Annotated in this window: 13 protein-coding genes; 7 read left to right on the top strand and 6 right to left on the bottom strand. The window is 56.0% G+C overall.

All coding sequences use genetic code 11. The features are described from left to right. Window positions 1–28 precede the first annotated feature (28 nt). The gene (locus AC3IUA_RS10435; protein WP_489360621.1) at window positions 29–787 is read right to left on the bottom strand and encodes an ABC transporter substrate-binding protein; all 759 of its coding nucleotides are present in this window, start codon (window positions 785–787) and stop codon (window positions 29–31) included. A 164-nt stretch (window positions 788–951) separates the two neighbouring features. Between AC3IUA_RS10435 and AC3IUA_RS10430 the strand changes: the two genes are divergently transcribed. Next, complete coding sequence (locus tag AC3IUA_RS10430) at window positions 952–1,728, top strand: IclR family transcriptional regulator (RefSeq protein WP_489360619.1); 777 nt, start codon at window positions 952–954, stop codon at window positions 1,726–1,728. Window positions 1,729–2,028: 300 nt separating this feature from the next. On the opposite strand, the gene AC3IUA_RS10425 is transcribed toward AC3IUA_RS10430, so the two are convergent. The 4 genes from AC3IUA_RS10425 to AC3IUA_RS10410 form a co-directional block, all read right to left on the bottom strand. Continuing rightward, on the bottom strand, window positions 2,029–2,211 hold the full coding sequence (locus tag AC3IUA_RS10425) for a DUF1289 domain-containing protein (RefSeq protein ID WP_489360617.1): 183 nt from the start codon (window positions 2,209–2,211) through the stop codon (window positions 2,029–2,031). Window positions 2,212–2,214: 3 nt separating this feature from the next. Further along, window positions 2,215–2,586 carry a hypothetical protein gene (locus AC3IUA_RS10420; RefSeq protein WP_489360615.1) on the bottom strand — a complete coding sequence of 124 codons (372 nt, stop codon included), beginning with the start codon at window positions 2,584–2,586 and terminating at the stop codon, window positions 2,215–2,217. A gap of 71 nt (window positions 2,587–2,657) precedes the next feature. Further along, window positions 2,658–8,477 (bottom strand): anti-phage protein ProA, encoded by a 5,820-nt coding sequence (proA, locus tag AC3IUA_RS10415; RefSeq protein WP_489360614.1) that lies wholly within the window; start codon window positions 8,475–8,477, stop codon window positions 2,658–2,660. Window positions 8,478–8,757: 280 nt separating this feature from the next. Beyond that, entirely contained in the window at window positions 8,758–10,512 is a 1,755-nt protein-coding gene (locus AC3IUA_RS10410; RefSeq protein WP_489360612.1) for a L,D-transpeptidase family protein, read from the bottom strand. Window positions 10,513–10,593: 81 nt separating this feature from the next. Between AC3IUA_RS10410 and AC3IUA_RS10405 the strand changes: the two genes are divergently transcribed. From AC3IUA_RS10405 to AC3IUA_RS10380, 6 genes are all read left to right on the top strand, one after another. Then, entirely contained in the window at window positions 10,594–11,298 is a 705-nt protein-coding gene (locus tag AC3IUA_RS10405) for a murein L,D-transpeptidase catalytic domain family protein (protein WP_489360610.1), read from the top strand. Between the two features lie 305 nt (window positions 11,299–11,603). Next, a complete protein-coding gene (locus tag AC3IUA_RS10400) occupies window positions 11,604–13,082 on the top strand; it encodes a DUF1254 domain-containing protein (protein WP_489360608.1) in 1,479 nt (492 codons plus the stop codon). A gap of 251 nt (window positions 13,083–13,333) precedes the next feature. Continuing rightward, window positions 13,334–14,086 (top strand): tetratricopeptide repeat protein, encoded by a 753-nt coding sequence (locus AC3IUA_RS10395; RefSeq protein ID WP_489360606.1) that lies wholly within the window; start codon window positions 13,334–13,336, stop codon window positions 14,084–14,086. Between the two features lie 436 nt (window positions 14,087–14,522). Continuing rightward, window positions 14,523–15,209 carry a GNAT family N-acetyltransferase gene (locus AC3IUA_RS10390; protein ID WP_489360604.1) on the top strand — a complete coding sequence of 229 codons (687 nt, stop codon included), beginning with the start codon at window positions 14,523–14,525 and terminating at the stop codon, window positions 15,207–15,209. 242 nt (window positions 15,210–15,451) lie between these two features. Continuing rightward, window positions 15,452–17,986: a hypothetical protein gene (locus AC3IUA_RS10385; RefSeq protein WP_489360602.1), complete on the top strand. Its 2,535-nt coding sequence runs from the start codon at window positions 15,452–15,454 to the stop codon at window positions 17,984–17,986. A 297-nt stretch (window positions 17,987–18,283) separates the two neighbouring features. Next, a complete protein-coding gene (locus AC3IUA_RS10380; protein ID WP_489360600.1) occupies window positions 18,284–18,721 on the top strand; it encodes a hypothetical protein in 438 nt (145 codons plus the stop codon). A 367-nt stretch (window positions 18,722–19,088) separates the two neighbouring features. Here AC3IUA_RS10380 and AC3IUA_RS10375 read toward each other — a convergent pair whose 3' ends face one another. Then, window positions 19,089–19,511 (bottom strand): hypothetical protein, encoded by a 423-nt coding sequence (locus tag AC3IUA_RS10375; RefSeq protein ID WP_489360598.1) that lies wholly within the window; start codon window positions 19,509–19,511, stop codon window positions 19,089–19,091. Window positions 19,512–19,562 lie beyond the last annotated feature (51 nt).

Here is a 19,562-nt window from a genome sequence, read left to right as displayed (position 1 = left end):
CCGCCGCCGCGGGCGGGCGAGGAAACCATCAGTTGAGTTTCCACTTCTCGATGATGTGCTCGAGCGAACCATCGGCCTTGATCGCCGCGATGCCTTTGTTGACCTGCGCCAGTGTTGCGCTGTCACCCTTGCGCACGATCAGGCAAACGTCACCCATCACCACCGGCTGATAGCTCTGTACCAGATGCACCTTGTTCTGAGTGCCCTGAGCCAGTTGGTAGGCGACGATCGGGCGATCGGCGAAACCTGCCTTGATACGTCCAAGCGCCAGGTCGCGCATCAGATCGGGGATCGAGTCATAGCCGCGGACTTCCTTGAAGACGCCACGCTTGTTCAGCTCATCGATGAACACGGTGCCGACCTGGGCGCCTACCACCTCGCCGGCCAGGTCTTCCATCCGGGTGTAGGAAGTCTGATCGTCGGCCCTGACGATCAGACCCTCGCCATAGCTGAAGACCGGATCGGAATACTGCACCACCTTCTCCCGCGCCGGCGTTCGGAGCATGGCGGCCGAAATCAGGTCAATCTTGCTTGAAGTCAGTGACGGAATCAGCGAAGCGAAGGTGGTCTGCTGGATCTCCACCTCGAATCCACCGGCCTTGGCCACCGCCTGTGCGGCGTCGACCATCATGCCCTGGATGCTCTGGCTTTTGACGTCGAGAAAGGTGAAGGGAATACCGGTTGCGGTTGCACCGACCTTGTAGACAGGCTCGGCGCCGGTATTGGCTGTAGCGATGCCGGTAGTCAGGGCACAAACGAACGCGAGTGCACGAAAGCGAGTAAGCATGGCGTATCTCCCATTGGACGCTTTTTTTGTAGTAAGTCCGGTATGGATTGCCCCAGTTGATTGGCAGGGGGCTCAAAACGACTATAAACAATTTACAAAAATCGTAAAGAGATTTATAAGTATCGAATATCGATATGCAAGAAGCAAAACCAAAAGGATCTGTCATGAGCGATAACACTCATCCCCTGTTCAATCAGTCACTGGAAAAAGGTCTGGCGGTGCTGCGGGCCTTCAATGCATCCCGGCGCACCATGAATCTGGCGGATATCGCGCAAGCGGCAGACATCAACAAGAGTTCCGCGCAACGCATGATCCATACCCTGGAGGAGCTCGGTTATGTGCGCAAACATCCACAGACCAAGCGCTTCCAGCTGACCCCGAAGGTCATGGAAATCGGCTACAACTACCTGGCAGCCGACACACTGGTCGACGTGGCCAACCCGTTCCTTGCCGAGTTGGCGCAATTTACCGGGGAAACCACCAACCTTACCGAACCCGACGGGCTGGACATGGTGTACGTTGCACGCTTCGTGGCGCCGAAATTCATCCCGATCCACATGCCCATCGGCAGTCGCATTCCGATGTACTGCACCGGCTCCGGACGGGCCTATCTCAGTGCCCTGCCGGACAGCCAGCCCCTCGCGGCACTGCAGGCCAGCGAGCGCAAACAACACACCCAGTACACCCTGACCGCGATAGACGACATCCTCGAGCAGATCGAGACCACACGGCGCAAGGGCTATGCCATCAACAAGGAGGAAATGTTTCTTGGCGACATGTCCATTGCCGCACCGATCATTGGCAGCCAGGGCCTGCCGGTCGCCGCAGTGCATGTGGTGGTGCCCACCAGCCGCTGGACCATGGAGGAAGCCGAGCGCAAGCTGGCGCCGGCAGTGATCGAATGCGCACGCGCGATACGGACCTCGATAAGGACCCTTTGACCGGGGATTTTTTAACGACGAATCGAATCGTTGGCCGACAGGTTTACTTTAAGAGAGCCTTCAAGCCTGAGCCTGATCAGTGAATGCAAATCTTTAGTCTGGCGGGAATTTGTGGCGAGGGGGCTTGCCCCCGCCGGCCGGTCCGCGCTCGGGCGCAGCAGTCGTAAAGCCTGCACATGCAGTGTGCCAGGGAGAACCGGCTCGCAGGTTTTAGGGCCGCTACGCGCCCCAGCGCGAGCTTGCTCCCTCGCCACAGGTGCGATGTTCGTCTCAAAACCCTTAACTTTCTGGCATTAACCTTCAGCCTTCCTTTTTTGAAGACTTTTTCAACCGCACGCTCGCTCGTTGCGCTGCGGCCATCTTTTCGGGTCGTTTCATGCGCTTCCATTTCCTGATGTCGTCCTTGGTGCGACCACAACTGACACACAGCTCACCGCTCAACTGGCAAACGGCAATACAAGGGTTTTCGATATCCTTGGCCACGTCTCAACCCCGAGTCGAGCGCTTGCGCGCCAAGCGTTGCTGCCAGTTTCCGGCATTGGCGCGCTGACATTGTTCTTCAGAATCGTAATGCACATGGGCCGATACCGGGCTGACGAGAACATCCGCCTCACCCAGTGCCACGGCAGTCAGTTCGACCATGCGTTCACCCTGCCCACTGGCCAGGGCCTGGTCCTTATGGGCTTGCGTATCGAAGATCCAGACCACCATCAGGCTGGAAGGGAACATCCCGTAATCCACCTCGTGGGTCAGCCAGCAGAACCCCACTATTTCCGCCTTGGCCGTCTCACACGCCTCGGTCAGGGTAGCCACCAGACGACGCTCGATGTGGGCCTGATCGCGTTTGCTTAAAAGCATGAGTTAATCCTTGCATCAATCTCTAATCAGGCGGTCCATTGTGGCGGGGGAGCTTGCTCCCTCGCCATAGACTATCCAGCAGTTACTTTAATGACTTGCTCGATACGCTCACGCGCAGCGCCTGTCAGCCGTTTGATACCCAGCACCCTGGCTATTTCAAGGGGCCGGTCAGAAGCCTGAATCAAGGAAGCCAACATAAGGAGTTCTTCCGCGGCGATTTCCTCTACAGATCTGGCATCATCAAAAGTCGCGGGAATGCGATAGCTGTTCCAGACAGCGATATCACTTTGCGCTCGCCATACAAACTGCCCATCGACGGGATCGTTTTTCAGATGATGGTTCTGTTCGGTAAGGTCCAGCACGCGATCACGAATCAATCGGCCCGAGCGCTGAAAACCATGGGCCCGTGCAACGCGCTGCACCAGTAATGAATCAAGTATCGGAGCCTCTTGAATCAACACATGCTCAATCAGCTCGGCAAGGACCGGGTTGTAAGCTGGCGAGTAGAAATCCTCGGCCTTTATCCGATCACTCAGACCGCTGAAATCCGTTACGCGGTATTCACTGCGGATCGCAGAAATCGGTGAAATCTCACCTGCTCCGGCAATGTTCAGCTCTGCCACAACGGCATCAGCTTCAGGTGTGGGCACCGTCGCCGGCTCTATTGGCGGAGTATCCGCTGCCATCTCGATGGGTGCTGGCGCAACAGGTTCCACTTCGATAGCGAGGCTTGAACGAGAGATTTCCAGCAACGCCTCCAGGGCAGCGTGCAAACGATCCAGTGCGCCTGCTTTATCAATCCACCATTCAGTCGACCAGAGCCGCACAAGGTTCCAGCCCAAGCCCTTGAGAATCGCGCTGCGGACCTTGTCTCGATCCCTGGCGGTCGCTGCACTGTGATAAGTCGCGCCATCACACTCAACACCGACCAGATAATCACCGGGCCTGTCTGGATGAACGATTCCAAGATCAATACGGAAACGAGAAACGCCAATCTGTGGCACTACTTGCCAGCCCTTGCGCCTGAGGCCTTGAGCAACGGCCTCTTCGAATGGCGAATCATATCCACCCACCGATCCCTGCACTGCCTCAGCCAACGCTCGCGGCCCACGCTGGGCGAACTCGATAAAATGTTTCAAGTCACGCACCGCTCGAGCGTTGGTGCGATTCAGGTCAATCATCGACGAGTCAAATGAGGAAAACACCAGCATCTCGCGCCGTGCGCGGGTAATGGCGACGTTCAGTCGACGCCATCCACCTTCCTTGTTGAGCGGGCCAAAGTTCATCGACATCACCTGGGCCCCCGGCTCAGTCGGGCCATAACCAATACCCAGCATGATCAGGTCACGCTCGTCGCCCTGAACTGTTTCAAGATTTTTGACCACCACCGGCTCCGGGAGATCATCCTGAAAGAACGCTTCAATGTGCGGGTGTTGCTGGCGTGCCTTGTCCAGGAGATCAGTAATCAGTCTTTGCTGATCGGTATTGAGCGTGATGATCCCGATCGAATGCCCGGCCGCTACAAAAGCGGGATCAGTCAAACGCTTGACTGTCTCAGCTACGATGGCTTCTGCTTCCGCCTGGTTATGCCGACCTTTACCTTTCGCGTAGACGCCCTCCACTCGACGCCATTCAACAGCGCTTGCGCGCGTTTGCGCGGCAGGGAAGGTAATCAGGTTACTGTCGTAGTAACGATGATTGGAGAAGGCAATCAAACTCTCATGGCGGCTTCGGTAGTGCCAACTGAGACTGTGGCTTGGAATCCCTGCGCCCAGGCACTCGTCCAGGATGCTTTCCATGTCCTCTGCCGTATCATCATCTTCGGCTGCAGAGCCTGCACGGTTGAAAAAGTTGGTCGGCGGCATTTGTCGAGGGTCACCGGCGATGACCACCTGCTTGCCTCTCGCGATGGAGCCAATGGCATCCCATGGGGCAATCTGGGACGCCTCATCAAAAATGACCAAATCAAAAAGCGCCAGATCGGGCGGTAGATATTGCGCAATGGACAGCGGGCTCATCAGCATGCAAGGAGCCAGCCTGGTCATTGCATCGCCCATTTCCACTGCCAGCTGGCGTACCGGTTTGTGACGTCGTGACTTTTGCAGTTCATGCTTGAGGATGCCGAAACCACCCTGCTTGCCAATGTCGTTCTTCGACGGAATCAGACCGCACAGTTTTGCTCGCACATAACGAACCGTCAGTTTGGAAAGCTCGTCATCCAGTCGGCCAAAAGCCTCAATATCACTGACATGCTCGGCTGGCACGAAATTACGCAGCAGCGGCTGCGAATCAATCACCACCGTTGCGAACCATCGGGCGTAAGCCGTTTCGAAAGCGTCGCTGGTTCCACCTTCGGGCAACGCATTGAGGGTCAGCGCATCTGTAAGCGGTTGCAAACCGAGCGCTATCGCCTCCTCCCGAACCCTGGACCAATCGCACCATGCCTTGAGCTTCGTCTCTTGCTCTACGATGGCGTTGGCCGTATTGAGCAGTGGCTCGAGCATGACCCTGGCATCAGCGCAGTTGCCCGCAAGCTCGTTAAACCGTCCAGCGATCTGATTGAAACGAGAAAGAGCCTCCTTCAGTTGATGCAAAGCCGAGTCGATAAACCCACCTCCACCGAGCAACTCATTGGCCTCAATGACCAGTTTTGCCGTGGTGCTGCGCAGGGTGATCAGATCTTCGGGGGAACTTGAGAGCACACTGATCATTGCGCGGATGCGCTCACTCAGCTCCACCGAGGCGGTGATGAGCGACGTGTCACTGGATACGCCATTGCACCCGGGTATGGATACCAAGTCTGCAGATAGAGCATCCAGAGACATGAGCAAGGTACGCATATTGAAAAGCTTTGGCAGGTCAGACTCGGTATCCGGCAGTCCGGACACACGGCCTTCGGCAGCCAAATGCTTCGTCACTTTGTTTTTTGCCAGCGTCGCGAAAATCCAGAATTTGCGCTGCGCTTGATCCCAATCATGCTTTATTTGCTCAAGATTGAGCCCCCGGCAGGCCTCCTGCGCATACGGCAAAGACAGTGATTGCTCTATGGTTCGATAGTCTTCTAAAAGCTGAACTGCTCGCTTCGCCGCAACGACTTTCGCCTTCACATTGAGCGTGAAGGCAAACGTCAGATCCAGACCGTTGGTGTCGATCAGCAGTGATACGAATGTGGCCAACTGCTCAATCTCGTCACTCTGTGCGACCGGTAGAGAGAGACGGGTTGCTTGAAGAAGGCTGGAACTCGCCGCCTTCAATTCCTCGATCGCCACCAGAAGCGCTCGCGCGGTGGCAACCATCGCCTCTTGCCAACCGTTCGACCATTCAGTTCGACACAACAACCCGAAGTGACTGGAAAGGTCCCGCGCCGCCTGACGGTTAAGATCAAGGCGCCTCGCTACGTCCTTGAACTGGGCGTACATGACTGCGTCATGCATTGTTCCTGCAGGCCACGCCAAACGTGGTGTGGCTGAAGTTCCGTCACGAATGACACGACCAATCGCCTGATGTACCGATAAGCCATTGGGCCAACGCCGATGTAACAGCTCAACGACCGCGTTCAGCTTATTTCGTAACCTGAGTATTTTCGCCGTTTCTCCAGCCCACTCCTCAGCCGTCAGCGTGTCACGCACGTCCCAGGCGCGTTCCAACTGCTTGAGCACTTCGACTTTTGAAGTCTTGCTCGAGTGGAGTTCCAGGCAAAACTCACCTAAACCCTGTGCTTCCAGCCGACGATAGACAACATCCAGAGCCGCCATTTTCTCGGCGACAAACAGCACCCTGCGCCCCAAGGCGAGGTTATGAGCAATCATATTGGCAATGGTTTGCGACTTTCCTGTTCCGGGTGGTCCGTCGAGTACAAAGTCACAACCACTGGCTGACGCGACTACGGCCGCTAGCTGGGAAGAGTCCGCGGGCAATGGCGTAAATAAATGGGCCGGATCGACTTTGGCATCCAGTTCATCAGGTCGTGGAAACTCGCCTGACGAAGTGAATCCTGCTCCGCCGGCTGTGCGCTCCAATAAATGTTTGACCAGGGGGCTTTGCAGAAGCTGTTCGGAACGAGCAGCCAAGTCTTGCCACATCAGATATTTGGCAAAAGAGAAGGTCCCCAGGACCAGTTCGGTAGTCACCTCAAACCCAGGAACATCCCGGACTGCCCGCCTCACCGTATTCCAGATACCTACAACATCGATGCCGCGCTCATCGGTAGGAAGCTCGCCTTCCAATCCTGGAATCACCAGTTCAAAGTCGTGGCGAAGCAGCTCAAGCAAGGTCAAATTGAAGCGCGGTTCATCCTCAAGCAGGGTCATCGTGACGCCAGACAACGCACTCTTTCGATCAAGTTTGACCGGCAGCAATATCAGTGGCGCCGAATAGGTTTGGGGGTCGTCTGCAGATTTTTTCCACTTCAGAAACCCGATAGCCAGGAACAGTGTGTTAGCGCCACCTTCGTCAAGATCGCTACGAGCCTTGCGATACAGGTCGATCAAGGCGACTTCGAGTTTGCTCTTCTCTAAAGTGGCCAGTACCTCGCCGCGTGTTAAAGCGGTACGCGCATACTCATCGCGTAAATTCTCTCGATTCTGCTGTTCGTAGAGCGCCGCATCCCTACCTCCTGCTTCCAGATCAGGGATTGAGACGATCCGAATGCGCTTGCCACTGGCCAGTTGATCTTCCAGTTCAGCAGGATCCGGGCATACCAGACGCACACCTTTTGCACTATCGGGTAAGTGCAAAAGCCGGTTACGCGTCGTCAGGTCCAATAGTTTTCTTTGCCAGAGCGTGAGCTTTCCCGCGGGACTATCGGCTTCAGCCGCTATTTCCACGTCAAAGCCTGGAAGGACGGGTGCATCCTCCAACGCCTCGAATGCCTCCGGCTCTTTACTGTCGTCAACCTTTAGCGACGTTGATGACATCGCCAGCGGGCGAATGCGTTGCATCCGGGCACGATGTATATCAACCGCCATGATGAAATCATCATCATTGATCTGGCGCTCGGCATTGGACACGGCCTGGCTGAAGCTTGGGACAGGCAGCCGGGTTGCCAGCGTGGTTTCAAAAACCAGAACTTCCTTTAGATCGATACGTTTGCGTACCGCCGAAGCTTCATCAGTGATGAGTTGAGAAAACTCCTGCGGCTGCAGCCACACGCCAACAAACGCGTGTCCCTTGGTCAGAATCAATAGAGCATTGAGCCCCGCTTGTTCCAGCGCCGCGGCAAAAAGCAATGCGGTGTCCAGACAAGTCGCCACGCCACCTTCCAGAATCAAACCAGGGGTTCGAACCTTCTGTCCTTGAGTTTCAAAACTCGCGGGAGGCACGGCATAGCTCAGCCTGAGGCCACAAACCGCTGACCATATAGCTGAGGCAAGTTCCCAGGCCCTGGTTCTCGATTGGCTGGAATACCCGTCAATGCTGTCTTTCTTTCCTGCCCGACGCAGCACATCAGCAGCAGACTTCAATACTCGATCCACCGCGGGGTCATTTGGCATCGCAAACGCTGGCAAAAGCTCCGGCATGGAAAGGAGCCCTCCCCATTCATTTTTCGCCAGAAGCTCCACGGGAAACGATTGGCTACACAGCACTTCGTCATTACAACTGAGACGCAGGATGACACTCGCGTTAAGACTTTCAGCAAGGTCAGCCAAATATCCGGCATTGAGATTCAGGTTTCGTTCGGTAATGTGAAGACTGGAGTCTTTGCCCAGACGGTCAAGACGCCAGGTCCGCGTTTCCAGAAATGGCGGATCGGCAACGAGTTCAAGAACAAGATCGTTGTAATCGGTATCACCATCGTTGAGCACAGCAAGCTCGCGCATCACTGGCACAGCATTTTGGTGGGAGGCAAAGCCGATTTTACTGGCAATCACTCCTTCGATCTTGATGGTCATTAACCATTACTCCATGGTGAACTCAGTCACGCTTATCTGAAAAGTGCTGCAGTAAAAAGACGGCGCATAGTCACCGACATGCATTTTTTTTGAAACCGCTTTCTGTCGAAATCAAACCTGTGAGCACAAGCCGCTTAATCGACTGCGAACGAACGCCTCAGCCATCCGGCTACTCTGAGTGCAGCCGAAACCGATATAGGAAAAAGATGACAGCTTTATCTTTTTGCTATTCAACGCCGCCCCTATAGAGGCTGGAAAAACAAATCCGTTCCCTTTTCCCCTATCGCTTGTTTTGCGTCGCCACTACAGCCGGGAGCCCTGCTCGCTGCATATTCAGAACAGGCAACTCCGAAGGCAGATTCAACGCCCGCAACACGGCTAAATCGTGGCCGTATACATCAGGTTTAAACGCCACTCGCCCGTCCTCTTTCAAATCCACTGTCCAATAAGCCAATAGCACCGGCACTTTCACGGGGAGCCTGATGTTTTCTGTCTTGCCATTGGCCAGCTGCGCCTGAATCGCCGCGCTGTTCCAGTGAACCGGATCGTTGAACAACAGTTCTACCAACTGCAGCGGGTTTTCGACCCTGATGCAGCCTGAACTGGTGGCGCGGCGTGATTGAGCGAACAACTCTCGATGAGGGGTGTCGTGGAGATAAATCGCATAGTCATTGGGAAAGCGAATCACCACCTGGCCGAGAGAGTTGTCAGGGCCCGCATCCTGACGGAGGGTGATGCCCCGCGGGTTGTGCCAGTCGATGGTCGACGGATCGACGACAGCCCCGTTTCTATCGATGGCTCGAATCTGGTTGGCGTCCAGGTAATGCGGGTCTTTTTGAATCCTGGGAAGCATGTCTTTGACCAGAATCGTCGGAGGCACTGTCCAGGTAGGATTGAAGGTGATGTAAGTAATTTCGGATTGAAACACCGGGGTGCTGCGAAAAGGTTTCCCGACCTGTACACGCGAACGCCATATCGCCTTGCCGTCGCGATAGAACGCGACCTTGTACCCGGCGATGTCAACGATGACGAAGGTTCCCTGAAGCTTGTAGAGCAGCCAACGCGCCCGCTCCATGTTGACCCGGACCTGGTCGATCCGTGCCTCGATAGGTACATTCAGCGCAGCAAGTGTCGCCGCACCGACCACACCGTCCACCGGAAGGTATTGCTCGGCTTGAAACCTTTTGACCGCAGTCGTTAGGCTAGCGTCGTAGTCAATCCGCGTGGTCATTTGCTCACTCAGATAACCAGCCGCCGTCAAACGGGCACGCAACTGCGCGACTGAGGCGTCAAGCATTCCTGGCTTGAGAACCTGCCCTGCAGCAATCTGCGGCCAGCCACCGATGTCTCGAACCCCGCGCAGTTGCGCCAGCCCCTCGCGCAACCTGGCGTAAAGCGCTTCCTGTGGCGGCGCTTGATCGAACGCGCGGGCTACGTGGTGGGCTTCGATTGCGTCGAAGAAGGCCTTGACGTCTTCACGAGGATCGACGTCGACCGGGTCGAAGTTCCAGTGTATTTCCAGGCGATAAGGGTCGACTTTGCCGCGCCGCAACTGCAGCAACGCCGTGATGTAAGTCTGGGTGGCTGCTATATCGAAGGTCGCGCGTTGTGCGGGGGTTGGCCGCCCGGTGGGCATCGACGCCCCGGCCTTGGCCAGATCATCAATACGGAAATCAGCAGGATCCAGACCGTCGGCCTGAGTGTCGTTCAGGCGCTGCAACAGCTGGGCGACATCGTTACCGTCTGTCCAGGCAGCACGAAAGCCTCGCCGAGCGTAAAAATCGACGACCGCGCGACTGACATCCACACGCTGATGGCGCGGCGAGACGGCTGGTAGAGGGGAAGGCGTTGAGCCTCCCAGGGCGAGAAGGGCCTGGATCGCCTGAGCCACCGGGTCGTTCGGCGCAACGTCGATAACAGCGGGTGATGGCGTTGTTGGCGCAATCGGCGAAGCGTGCGCTGTCGCCGAGCTGCAGATCAGAAGTCCCATCACCAAAACGCGGCTTAACCTGGATACATTTGATAGCTGCCGCATGGATAATCCTTAATTTCCCGTACATAAGGGCTAGCATCCTTCACACTGCTAGACTGGTAAACATCGCGATGAGATAAGCACATGCCGCTAGACCGCTCTGGCTTTTTAATATCGGCCCTGCTTCTACTGTCCATTTCAGTAGAGGCAGCCTACGCCGATTCGCTTGCAGCCGCGCTGGTCAAAGCGGCTCCAGACGCTAATGCCAAAGTTATCGCGCTGGCCGTGCGTGCCTCTCAGTGCAGCCTGGCGCAAGGCGGAGCACCCGCGCAAAGGCTCGCGGTGATTGACTATTCCCTGCCCTCGACCGAACAGCGGCTGTGGGTTTTCGACCTGAAACGCCGCAAATTACTCTTTCACGAGCTGGTGGCGCACGGTCGAAACAGCGGCGAAAACATGGCCGTTCAATTTTCCAACCAGAACGAAAGCAACGCCACCAGCCTTGGCCTGTACAGGACGGCTTCAAGCTATCAGGGTCAAAACGGTTATTCCTTGCGCATGGAAGGGCTGGAGCCTGGCTTCAATGACCGCGCATTCGACCGGGCCATCGTCATCCACGGGGCGCCGTATGTCAGTCGCGACCTGGCACGGGCAAACGGCCGTATTGGCAGAAGTCTGGGTTGCCCGGCGGTGCGCCCCGCCATTGCCCATAAACTGATCGACTCGATGAAAGATGGCCAGCTACTGTTTTCTTATTATCCTGACCGGCAGTGGCTGAACACGTCTTCGTTTATCAATTGCGGTAAGTCGACCGTGGCGGATGTGTCTAAACCGACTAACGGCTATTAATTGATTTCAGGCGAAGCCCGGCGTTCACATTTTTTTCACGTTTCGGCGCGTAGCGTTGGTCCTGCTCCTCGCAAGACCTGAAAAAGCCCGCTCCCCCCCATCGCGGGCTTTTTTTTGCCTGAAATTTGGTAAAGAAATGCAACGGCCTGCAGGCGGTCGTCTGCGCTCGGCTTCAGCCAGAAGCCTGCTTTCGCCCCCACATCACCTATGCTCATGAGTTAAACCCGCCGGAGCCCTTGGTGAGTCCAATCACCATTCAGGACGCCTGGCGCACAGATGACAATGAACACAGGAGCGGCGCAACGATGAAACCTGACTATTCAGCCTGCATCAAATGGGTCGCTATCCTTGCTGTTGCGTCGACCCTGATTGCGGGCTGCGACAAGAAGGAAGACCCCGTTTCCCAGGCCGAAAAGAAAGACGTGGCCCAGGGTATCGCCGCGCCGAGCATCACCGAGACCAAGGCCATTGCCGAGGAAGCCTTCATCTACGGCCTTCCCATCGTGATGAACTACGCGGTGATGTATGAATTCGCCGTGGACACCAAGTCCAGTCAGTACAAAGCGCCCTTCAACCAGATCAACAACCAGCACCACGTTGCGACCTATGAAGACACCGCGGTCGTGACGCCGAACAGTGATACGCCTTACTCGATGCTCTGGCTCGATCTGCGCGCCGAGCCGATGGTGATCTCGGTGCCGGCAGTGCCAAAGCAGCGCTACTACTCGGTGCAGTTGATCGACGGCAACACCTACAACTATGGCTACATCGGCAGCCGCGCCACGGGAAGCGGGCCAGGCGATTATCTGGTGGTCGGCCCCGACTGGACAGGCCAGACGCCCACCGGGATCAAGAAGGTGTTTACCTCGACGACCCCCTTCTCGCTCACTGTCATCCGGACCCAGCTCTTTAATCCCAAAGACATGCCAAACGTGGAGAAGGTGCAGGCGGGATACAAAGCGCAACCCCTTTCCGCCTACCTCAAACAACCCGCGCCACCGGCCGCACCGACCATCGATTTCCTTGCGGCCAGCACCCCGGGGATCAAGGCGAACTTCTACGAGTACCTGAACGCCGCCCTGCAGTTCGTCCCACAGACGCCGGAAGACAAGGAGGTCCGGGCCAGACTCGCGACGATCGGCATCGGGCCGGGCAAGACCTTTGAGTTCAAGGATCTCTCGGCGGAACACAAGGCTGCGGTCCTGCTGGGCATGAAGGAAGCCGATGATAAAGTGGAGCAGTGGCTGTCCAGCGGGATGAAAAATATCAACGGCTGGAGCGTCGGCTCAATGTTTGGCGACCGCGCTTTCTTCAATGGCGACTGGCTCAAGCGTGCCGGCGCGGCCAAGGGCGGTCTCTTCGGCAACGATGCCGTGGAAGCCGTGTACCCCTTTGCCCGCGTGGATGCGACGGGCGAAATACTCGACGCCAGCAAGCACAACTACACCATCACCTTCCCCGCCGGGCAACTGCCGCCGGTGAATGCCTTCTGGTCGGTGACCATGTATGACCGCACGAACCAGCTATTGATCAAGAACCCGATCAATCGCTACCTCATCAACTCACCGATGCTACCCGGCATGAAGAAAAACAAGGACGGATCGCTGACCCTCTACATCCAGAAAGACTCCCCCGGCAAGGCAAAGGAAGCCAACTGGTTGCCTGCGCCGAATGCCACTATCTATCTGGTGATGCGCTTGTACTGGCCTAAAGACACGCCACCGTCGATCTTGCCGCCTGGTAGCGGGACGTGGCAGCCCCCGGGTGTGGTGGTGGCGAAATAGGGCGGTGCAGGTGTGGGGATCCGAGTCGGGGAGACGGTCAGCTGGCGTGATCGGGGCTGTTTCTGCCTGTTTCTCGGTTGCTGCGCCGACCATCGTTGCAGTGGTCGTTGCAGCGGGAACTTCAGGGTACTGGCCAGGTCAATAAAGGCCCTGCATCGGTGATGACGGGACAGTGAACCAACCCCAGCCGAGCAGCGCTGGAGGCCTGTTTTACGACAGTGCCGTCAAAGATCAGCCGAGTCCGCCCCCTGATGCCAACCAAGAGTTTTCTGTCGGGTCTCATCCTGGCGTTCTGCGCAGCCGCGTCGCTTTGCTCGGTTGCTGCCGAACGAAGAAGCAACAACGCATCAATCACCCTGATGGAAACCGCTTCGCAGCAGTATGAAGATGGCCAGTTGGACCAAGCCGCTGCCACGCTGGAGCGCGCGCTGCATATTCAGCCGAACAATCCCGCGACGCTGCACTACCTCGGCGTGTTGCGTCTTCAGCAGGGGCAGTACCAGCAGGCTGAAGCGCTGGCAAACCGCTCCAACATGCGGGTTGGTCGCAACGTCGCGTTACGCAACCGCAACATCCAATTGATCCAGGCAGCGCAGCAGGCCCAGGCTTCGAGTACCCCACCCAACGACAAAAAGGATCGTGTTGCAGTGCAGGAGGGTCTGGAAAAGGAAGCCAATAGGCTCCGCGAAGCAGAAATTGCCGCTGCTGAGCAATCCGCTCCGGACACTGAGCGCCACGCTGGCACCTTCGCTCGCACAGAGGCAGAGCGGGTATCGGAATCGCCGAGGGGTGGCAGTCCACGTCCCGAAGGAGAGTTTCAAGTGACGTCCTCCGAGCCAGAACCCGCGTTCGACGAGGTGGAGATTCCCCGCGGCCATTGGCCGCCTCCGGGCAAATGCCGAATCTGGTTTCCTGATCGCCCGCCGGGGCATCAACCCGCCCCCGGCAAGTGCAAGAAGCTGCAACATCGGGTTCCGTTCGGGGCCTACCTGGTGCGCGGCTGAATTCACCAAGGGACATCATCGGTCCTGGCCCAAACTCAGCTGAAGCGCCTGGGAACCAGAGTGAATTACTGCGGCAAGGAGCAAGCTACGGGATTTGACCGACTCGATTAAGTCGCTGTCGGCGTACTCGGTAGTCAGGCCTGCCTCCGGCGTCCTGCCGACTGAATATTTCGCATTTAGTACTGCTTCGCTTCTTGAAAGGCCAATCCCGAATAATTTTGATACAAAGCTGTTAGTGGCCTTTTGATGCGAGCTGCCTTTGCTGATCTATAACCACTGGAAGCGTCTCACCCTTGCTGGCTCGACATCCCAAGTCGCACCGGCTGCAGCCTATTCATTGCTCGGACACGCTACCCTGTTGGGAAGTCGCCGCTTGTCCATTGTGCATCCATTCGTCACCAGCAGTTCCCAGAGCCCAAATCCACCGGGAGGTTTTATGAGTGCACTGCAGCAGCTACAAAAACGAATCAAACAAAAAGGTCTGCGCCGCACGTTCAAGACGGTGTGGGAGCGTTATGTATTCTTCCACTGGGAGCTACTGTGGATGGAGCGCGACCTGGACAGTCCGGTGCCGCCACACAAGCTCAGACCGTACTCTCCCGTACGGGTGGTAACCATCGATACACAAAATGTCGATGCGTTCGCCAAGCACTTTGGCGACCGGGTTGAAACAATGCGCGAACTGGCCGCCGAAGGTTATACGGGGCTTATGTCCCTGGACGAGGAAGGGAGTGCTATCGGCTTCATCTGGGGTAGCAACCGTGACTACCATGATCGCCACTATTACCGCTGCTGGTTCCCGGTGAAGCCCGGGGAGTTCTTCGAATTCGGCGGCGAGATGATCCGACCCTATTTCGGCACACGTCTTTCAGTCGATGGCCAGATCGCCCTGTGGAAGGCCATGCAGGCGCAGGGCTGCACAAAGGTGGTGGACGTTTGTGAAACACATAACATTCCTGCCCTCAAACTACATATCCGCATGGGTTATCAGGAGCAGGGCCGGGTCGCGCATGTGTACGGGCTGTTCGGCCGCTGGCGTTTGTTTCGCGAAACCCGCTACAACGGTTCGCGACTTGACCCCCTGCGCAAACCAGGACGCCCCACCGTCACTGCAGCAGTGTGAGACACAAACCCCGCAGTGCACCTCCGGGGTTCAGATTTTCAGAGCACATCCTCCGGAGTTCTGCAGACCGAACACCATCCACTCGAGCAGGCGATGCTGACAGTCGTGCCTGGGCCGGCGAGAATCGGCAATTCAGTTGTTCCTGACAAAGCAGGGCCGATTCATTGCGCTTGTTCCATGAGTTAAGGCACCATTTAGGAGATACAAGCTCGCCCCCCTGCTTCTTGCATATGGACTTTGCTATGCCCACCCTCATTTACGGCGAAAGCCGAATTAACTCCAGCATTAATAGCTTCCCAGAGCAGCCGTCCGTTACCGGTATGACCGATGGCGGCTATGTGTTGACCTGGAACGACCTGGCATCTTCCGACACGGACTTTATCTTCGCCCAACGCTATAACGCCAGCGGCGTCAGGGTCGGCGGACAAACCCAGATCAATACTTCAACTGCTGGCGTGCAGGAAGATGCCGTAGTCACCGCCCTCGCAAACGGCGGCTATGTAGTGGCGTGGAAATCCGATACACAGAATGATGATAACCACGAGATCTTCACCCAACTTTTTAATGCCAACGGCGCCAAGGTGGGGAGCGAGCAGCAAGTCAACAGCAACCCATCTTACGACCAGGATTCACCCACCTTCACCGCCCTGAAAGATGGTGGTTATCTGGTGGGCTGGGCCTCATTGAACCAGGATGGCAACGATTGGGGCGCCTATCTGCAACGCTACAATGCCAGCGGCGTCAAAGTCGGCGGCGAAACCCGTATCAATACCACCACAGTTGGCTCGCAAGATGCCCCCCAATTAGCGGGACTGGCAGATGGCGGCTATATGGCCGTATGGGAAGGCAGCGGTAGCGGCGATGACTACGGCATTTTTGCCCAGCGCTATAACGCCAGCGGCGTCAAGGTCGGCGGCGAAACCCGGATCAACACCACAACGACTGACCTTCAGGGTGACACCGCCATTACCGCCCTGACTAATGGCGGCTATGTAGTGAGCTGGCAGTCATACCCGCAAGATCATGATAACGACGATGACACTGAAGCTCCCGGTGATATCTATGCCCAACTCTTCAATGCCAAGGGAGTGGCCGTCGGCGGCCAAAACCGCGTCAACACGACCACCACAGGCATGCAGGAAGAGCCACGCACTCTAGCCATGAGTGACGGCGGCTACCTGATAGCCTGGAACGGCAATGGCAGTGGTGACGACAGCGGCATCTTTACCCAACGCTACAACGCCAGCGGCGTCAAAGTCGGCGGCGAAACCCGGGTAAACACCACCACCGCAGGTCGTCAAGAGATTGGAGACATCACCGCCCTCGGCGATGGTGGTTATCTGATTGCCTGGGAGTCCTATGCACAGAATGGCCTGCCTTCCGGGATCCATACGCAGCGCTTTGATGCGAAAGGCAACAAACTCACCGGTCTCACGGGTGACGGCCTGGCCAACACCTTGGTCTGGTCGGGCACTGGCAGCGTGATCATCGATGCCGGCGCCGGCAACGACACCCTCACCGGCGCCAGCAGCAATGACCACCTGAACGGCGGCAGCGGCAACGACACGCTCAATGGCGGCGCGGGCGCCGACAGAATGACTGGCGGCGACGGTTCCGACCTGTACTACGTCGACAATAGCGGCGACATCATTAGCGAGACCAATGCCACTGCCAGCACTGGTGGCACCGATAGTGTCTACAGCAGTCTCGCCACCTACACACTTGGCGCAAACCTCGAGAACCTCACCTTGACCGGCACCGGGGCCATCAATGGCACCGGCAACAGCCTCAACAATACTCTCACCGGCAACAGCGCGAACAACACGCTAAATGGCGCGGCTGGAAACGATACGCTCAATGGCGGCGCTGGAAACGATACGTTGAACGGCGGCACTGGCATCGACACGCTGATCGGCGGCCTGGGTAACGACACCTACGTGACTGACGGTGGCGACACCATTAGCGAAACCAGCACCCTGAGCACTGAAATTGATACTGTTCAGTCCTCGGTGACCTACACCCTGGGCGCCAACCTCGAGAATCTGGCCTTGATGGGCACCGCTGCTATCAATGGCACTGGCAACAGCCTCAACAACACCCTCACCGGCAACAGCGCGGCCAATACGCTCAATGGCGCCGCCGGAAACGACACATTGAATGGCGGCACCGGCATCGACACGCTGATCGGCGGCCTGGGCAATGACACCTACTACGTCGACCATGCCAGCGATGTGGTCAGCGAAACCTCCAGCAGCGGCGGCATCGACACTGTCATCGCCAGCGTCAGCCGCACCCTGGGCATCTATCAGGAGAAGCTCACCCTGTCCGGCGCCACGGCGATCAACGGCACCGGCAACAGCCTGGCTAACACGCTGACCGGCAACGCTGCTGCCAACGTGCTCGACGGCGGAATCGGCAACGACATACTGTCCGGCGGTGCAGGCAAGGATGTCCTGACTGGTGGCGCCGGCAACGATATCTTCGACTTCAATGCCCTCAACGACACAGGACTGACCAGCACCACCTGGGACGTCATCAACGACTTAATGCGCGGCAGCGACAAGATTGACCTGTCGACGCTGGATGCCAACACGGCCACGACCGCCAATGACGCCTTCAATGCAATCATCGGCAGTACAACCGCCTTTTCTGCGGCTGGACAGTTGAAGGTTGCGAGCGGCGTGCTCTACGGCAACACGGATGCGGACAGCACCGCCGAGTTCGCCATTCAGCTCGTCGGAGTTACCAACCTGGCGGCTTCGGACTTCGTCCTCTGATAGAGAGGGAAAGATGGGGACATGGAAAAATGCGTGTCCCCCTTTTCCCTTCTGCGGACAAGTCTCGCTCGCTGATGACGACCAGCAAAGGGGTAATTGGCGTAAATTCAGTAGTGAAGGTGGACGATGTAACTCAGGTTGAGGTCTCCAACATCAAGTCTCGATCTAGGGTTTGGGCCCATGTAACCGTCGTCGAAGCGCACTGATCGCGGATTACTGCACACCCTCAACCTGCCAAGGGAGTTATGCACCAGTGTTGTATATTTATAGATTGACCGAAATCCGTGAGGCCATCACATGAAATTCACCCCTGAGCAAATCAAAAAAAGGCGGTTCAGACGCTTAGCCGAAATGATATTTGATCATTGGGAAGAAAGTTCAGGCATGGACACTCGATACTTTGATCACCCTTACATAAATGATGTTTATGTAATACATGGCCATTCGGGGAGTGGCGGCACCTATCGAGAGCACGTTGTGCCAAGAGTCCACCTTAGAGATCATTGCCTCGAAATGTTTAAACAAAAAAAAACCATAGATGACGTTGCCTCTTTACTCCATTCCAACCTTCGAATCGTCCTTATAACCAAAGAAGAAGCCAACACAATAAATAAAACAATGCGAGATCGAATGCCGTCCGGATGGACTTTCGACCTACATAGTCCTTTTGAGAGACTCATTGCCGCGGGGATTAAAGTCATAGAGAACCGTCCAGCATCTATCTCAGAAGCCTAACGGGTGGCCCAAATCGTTCGTCCTGCTAACTGGGACGTTAGCAAACAACTGATTTGGGCATACGTCATGGTCGAGAAGAACCTTAGCAATATACGTGATCAACGCCAGGAGCTAATTACCCTAGTACGGGGTTGATATAATTTTCCACAAATGAAGACACACCATGAAAAACCACTCAACATCTTTAATAAAAATCAAAAAATAAACGGGTTTATTTAAAGACAAACCGTTTGGGGGTTAGCCTGAAATAGATCCATCATCTTTCTCCTACCAGGTACCATGAAGCATTTCCTTGAATTTAGGAATCGCCAACAAATCCTTACACGCGCCGGAATCCAACACCATTTCTTTCTGAAATAGAGTGAATCTACTTTGAAATAAACTGTTGTCGACCCTGCTCCCCTCCCAACAACATTGCCACAAGATTTTCATAGTGCGGAGGCGCGGTACTGCCCATTCGATACAGCAACATTACACTCAACAATAAAGCACTTAGTATAAAACAAATCATCACCCTTGTACTTTGAAGAAAAAAATCCTTTAGGTATTTAATTGCAAGCCTAGGTGCATCTGACAGCTTTTCACCCAGCAAAAATGTCAATAGACAGGAAGAAATCAGCACAAGCAGTGGCGGAGCCACCAGCTTTATCGATCCCAAATACTCAGACAGTGGCATATAATAATCTTCTGCCAAATGATGATAGAGCGCAACCAGGACGATGGTTAGTACAATTGCAAATAACATAGAACCTATTTGCAACGCACTCAGCCGCCAATCAATTTTTCTCATGAAATTAATTCCGTTTTCCGAAACACTCCTATATTCATGCTCATCGGCGTG

Source organism: Pseudomonas sp. KH_050 (assembly GCF_057838875.1).
This window is presented reverse-complemented; position numbering and strand designations above follow the sequence as displayed.

Bases quoted from the DNA above. Each gene is read 5' to 3' on its own strand.
- AC3IUA_RS10435 (WP_489360621.1), bottom strand. From the start codon at position 787: ATGCTTACTCGCTTTCGTGCACTCGCGTTCGTTTGTGCCCTGACTACC.
- AC3IUA_RS10430 (WP_489360619.1), top strand. From the start codon at position 952: ATGAGCGATAACACTCATCCCCTGTTCAATCAGTCACTGGAAAAAGGT.
- AC3IUA_RS10420 (WP_489360615.1), bottom strand. From the start codon at position 2,586: ATGCTTTTAAGCAAACGCGATCAGGCCCACATCGAGCGTCGTCTGGTG.
- proA (WP_489360614.1), bottom strand. From the start codon at position 8,477: ATGACCATCAAGATCGAAGGAGTGATTGCCAGTAAAATCGGCTTTGCC.
- AC3IUA_RS10410 (WP_489360612.1), bottom strand. From the start codon at position 10,512: ATGCGGCAGCTATCAAATGTATCCAGGTTAAGCCGCGTTTTGGTGATG.
- AC3IUA_RS10405 (WP_489360610.1), top strand. From the start codon at position 10,594: ATGCCGCTAGACCGCTCTGGCTTTTTAATATCGGCCCTGCTTCTACTG.
- AC3IUA_RS10400 (WP_489360608.1), top strand. From the start codon at position 11,604: ATGAAACCTGACTATTCAGCCTGCATCAAATGGGTCGCTATCCTTGCT.
- AC3IUA_RS10395 (WP_489360606.1), top strand. From the start codon at position 13,334: ATGCCAACCAAGAGTTTTCTGTCGGGTCTCATCCTGGCGTTCTGCGCA.
- AC3IUA_RS10390 (WP_489360604.1), top strand. From the start codon at position 14,523: ATGAGTGCACTGCAGCAGCTACAAAAACGAATCAAACAAAAAGGTCTG.
- AC3IUA_RS10385 (WP_489360602.1), top strand. From the start codon at position 15,452: ATGCCCACCCTCATTTACGGCGAAAGCCGAATTAACTCCAGCATTAAT.
- AC3IUA_RS10380 (WP_489360600.1), top strand. From the start codon at position 18,284: ATGAAATTCACCCCTGAGCAAATCAAAAAAAGGCGGTTCAGACGCTTA.
- AC3IUA_RS10375 (WP_489360598.1), bottom strand. From the start codon at position 19,511: ATGAGAAAAATTGATTGGCGGCTGAGTGCGTTGCAAATAGGTTCTATG.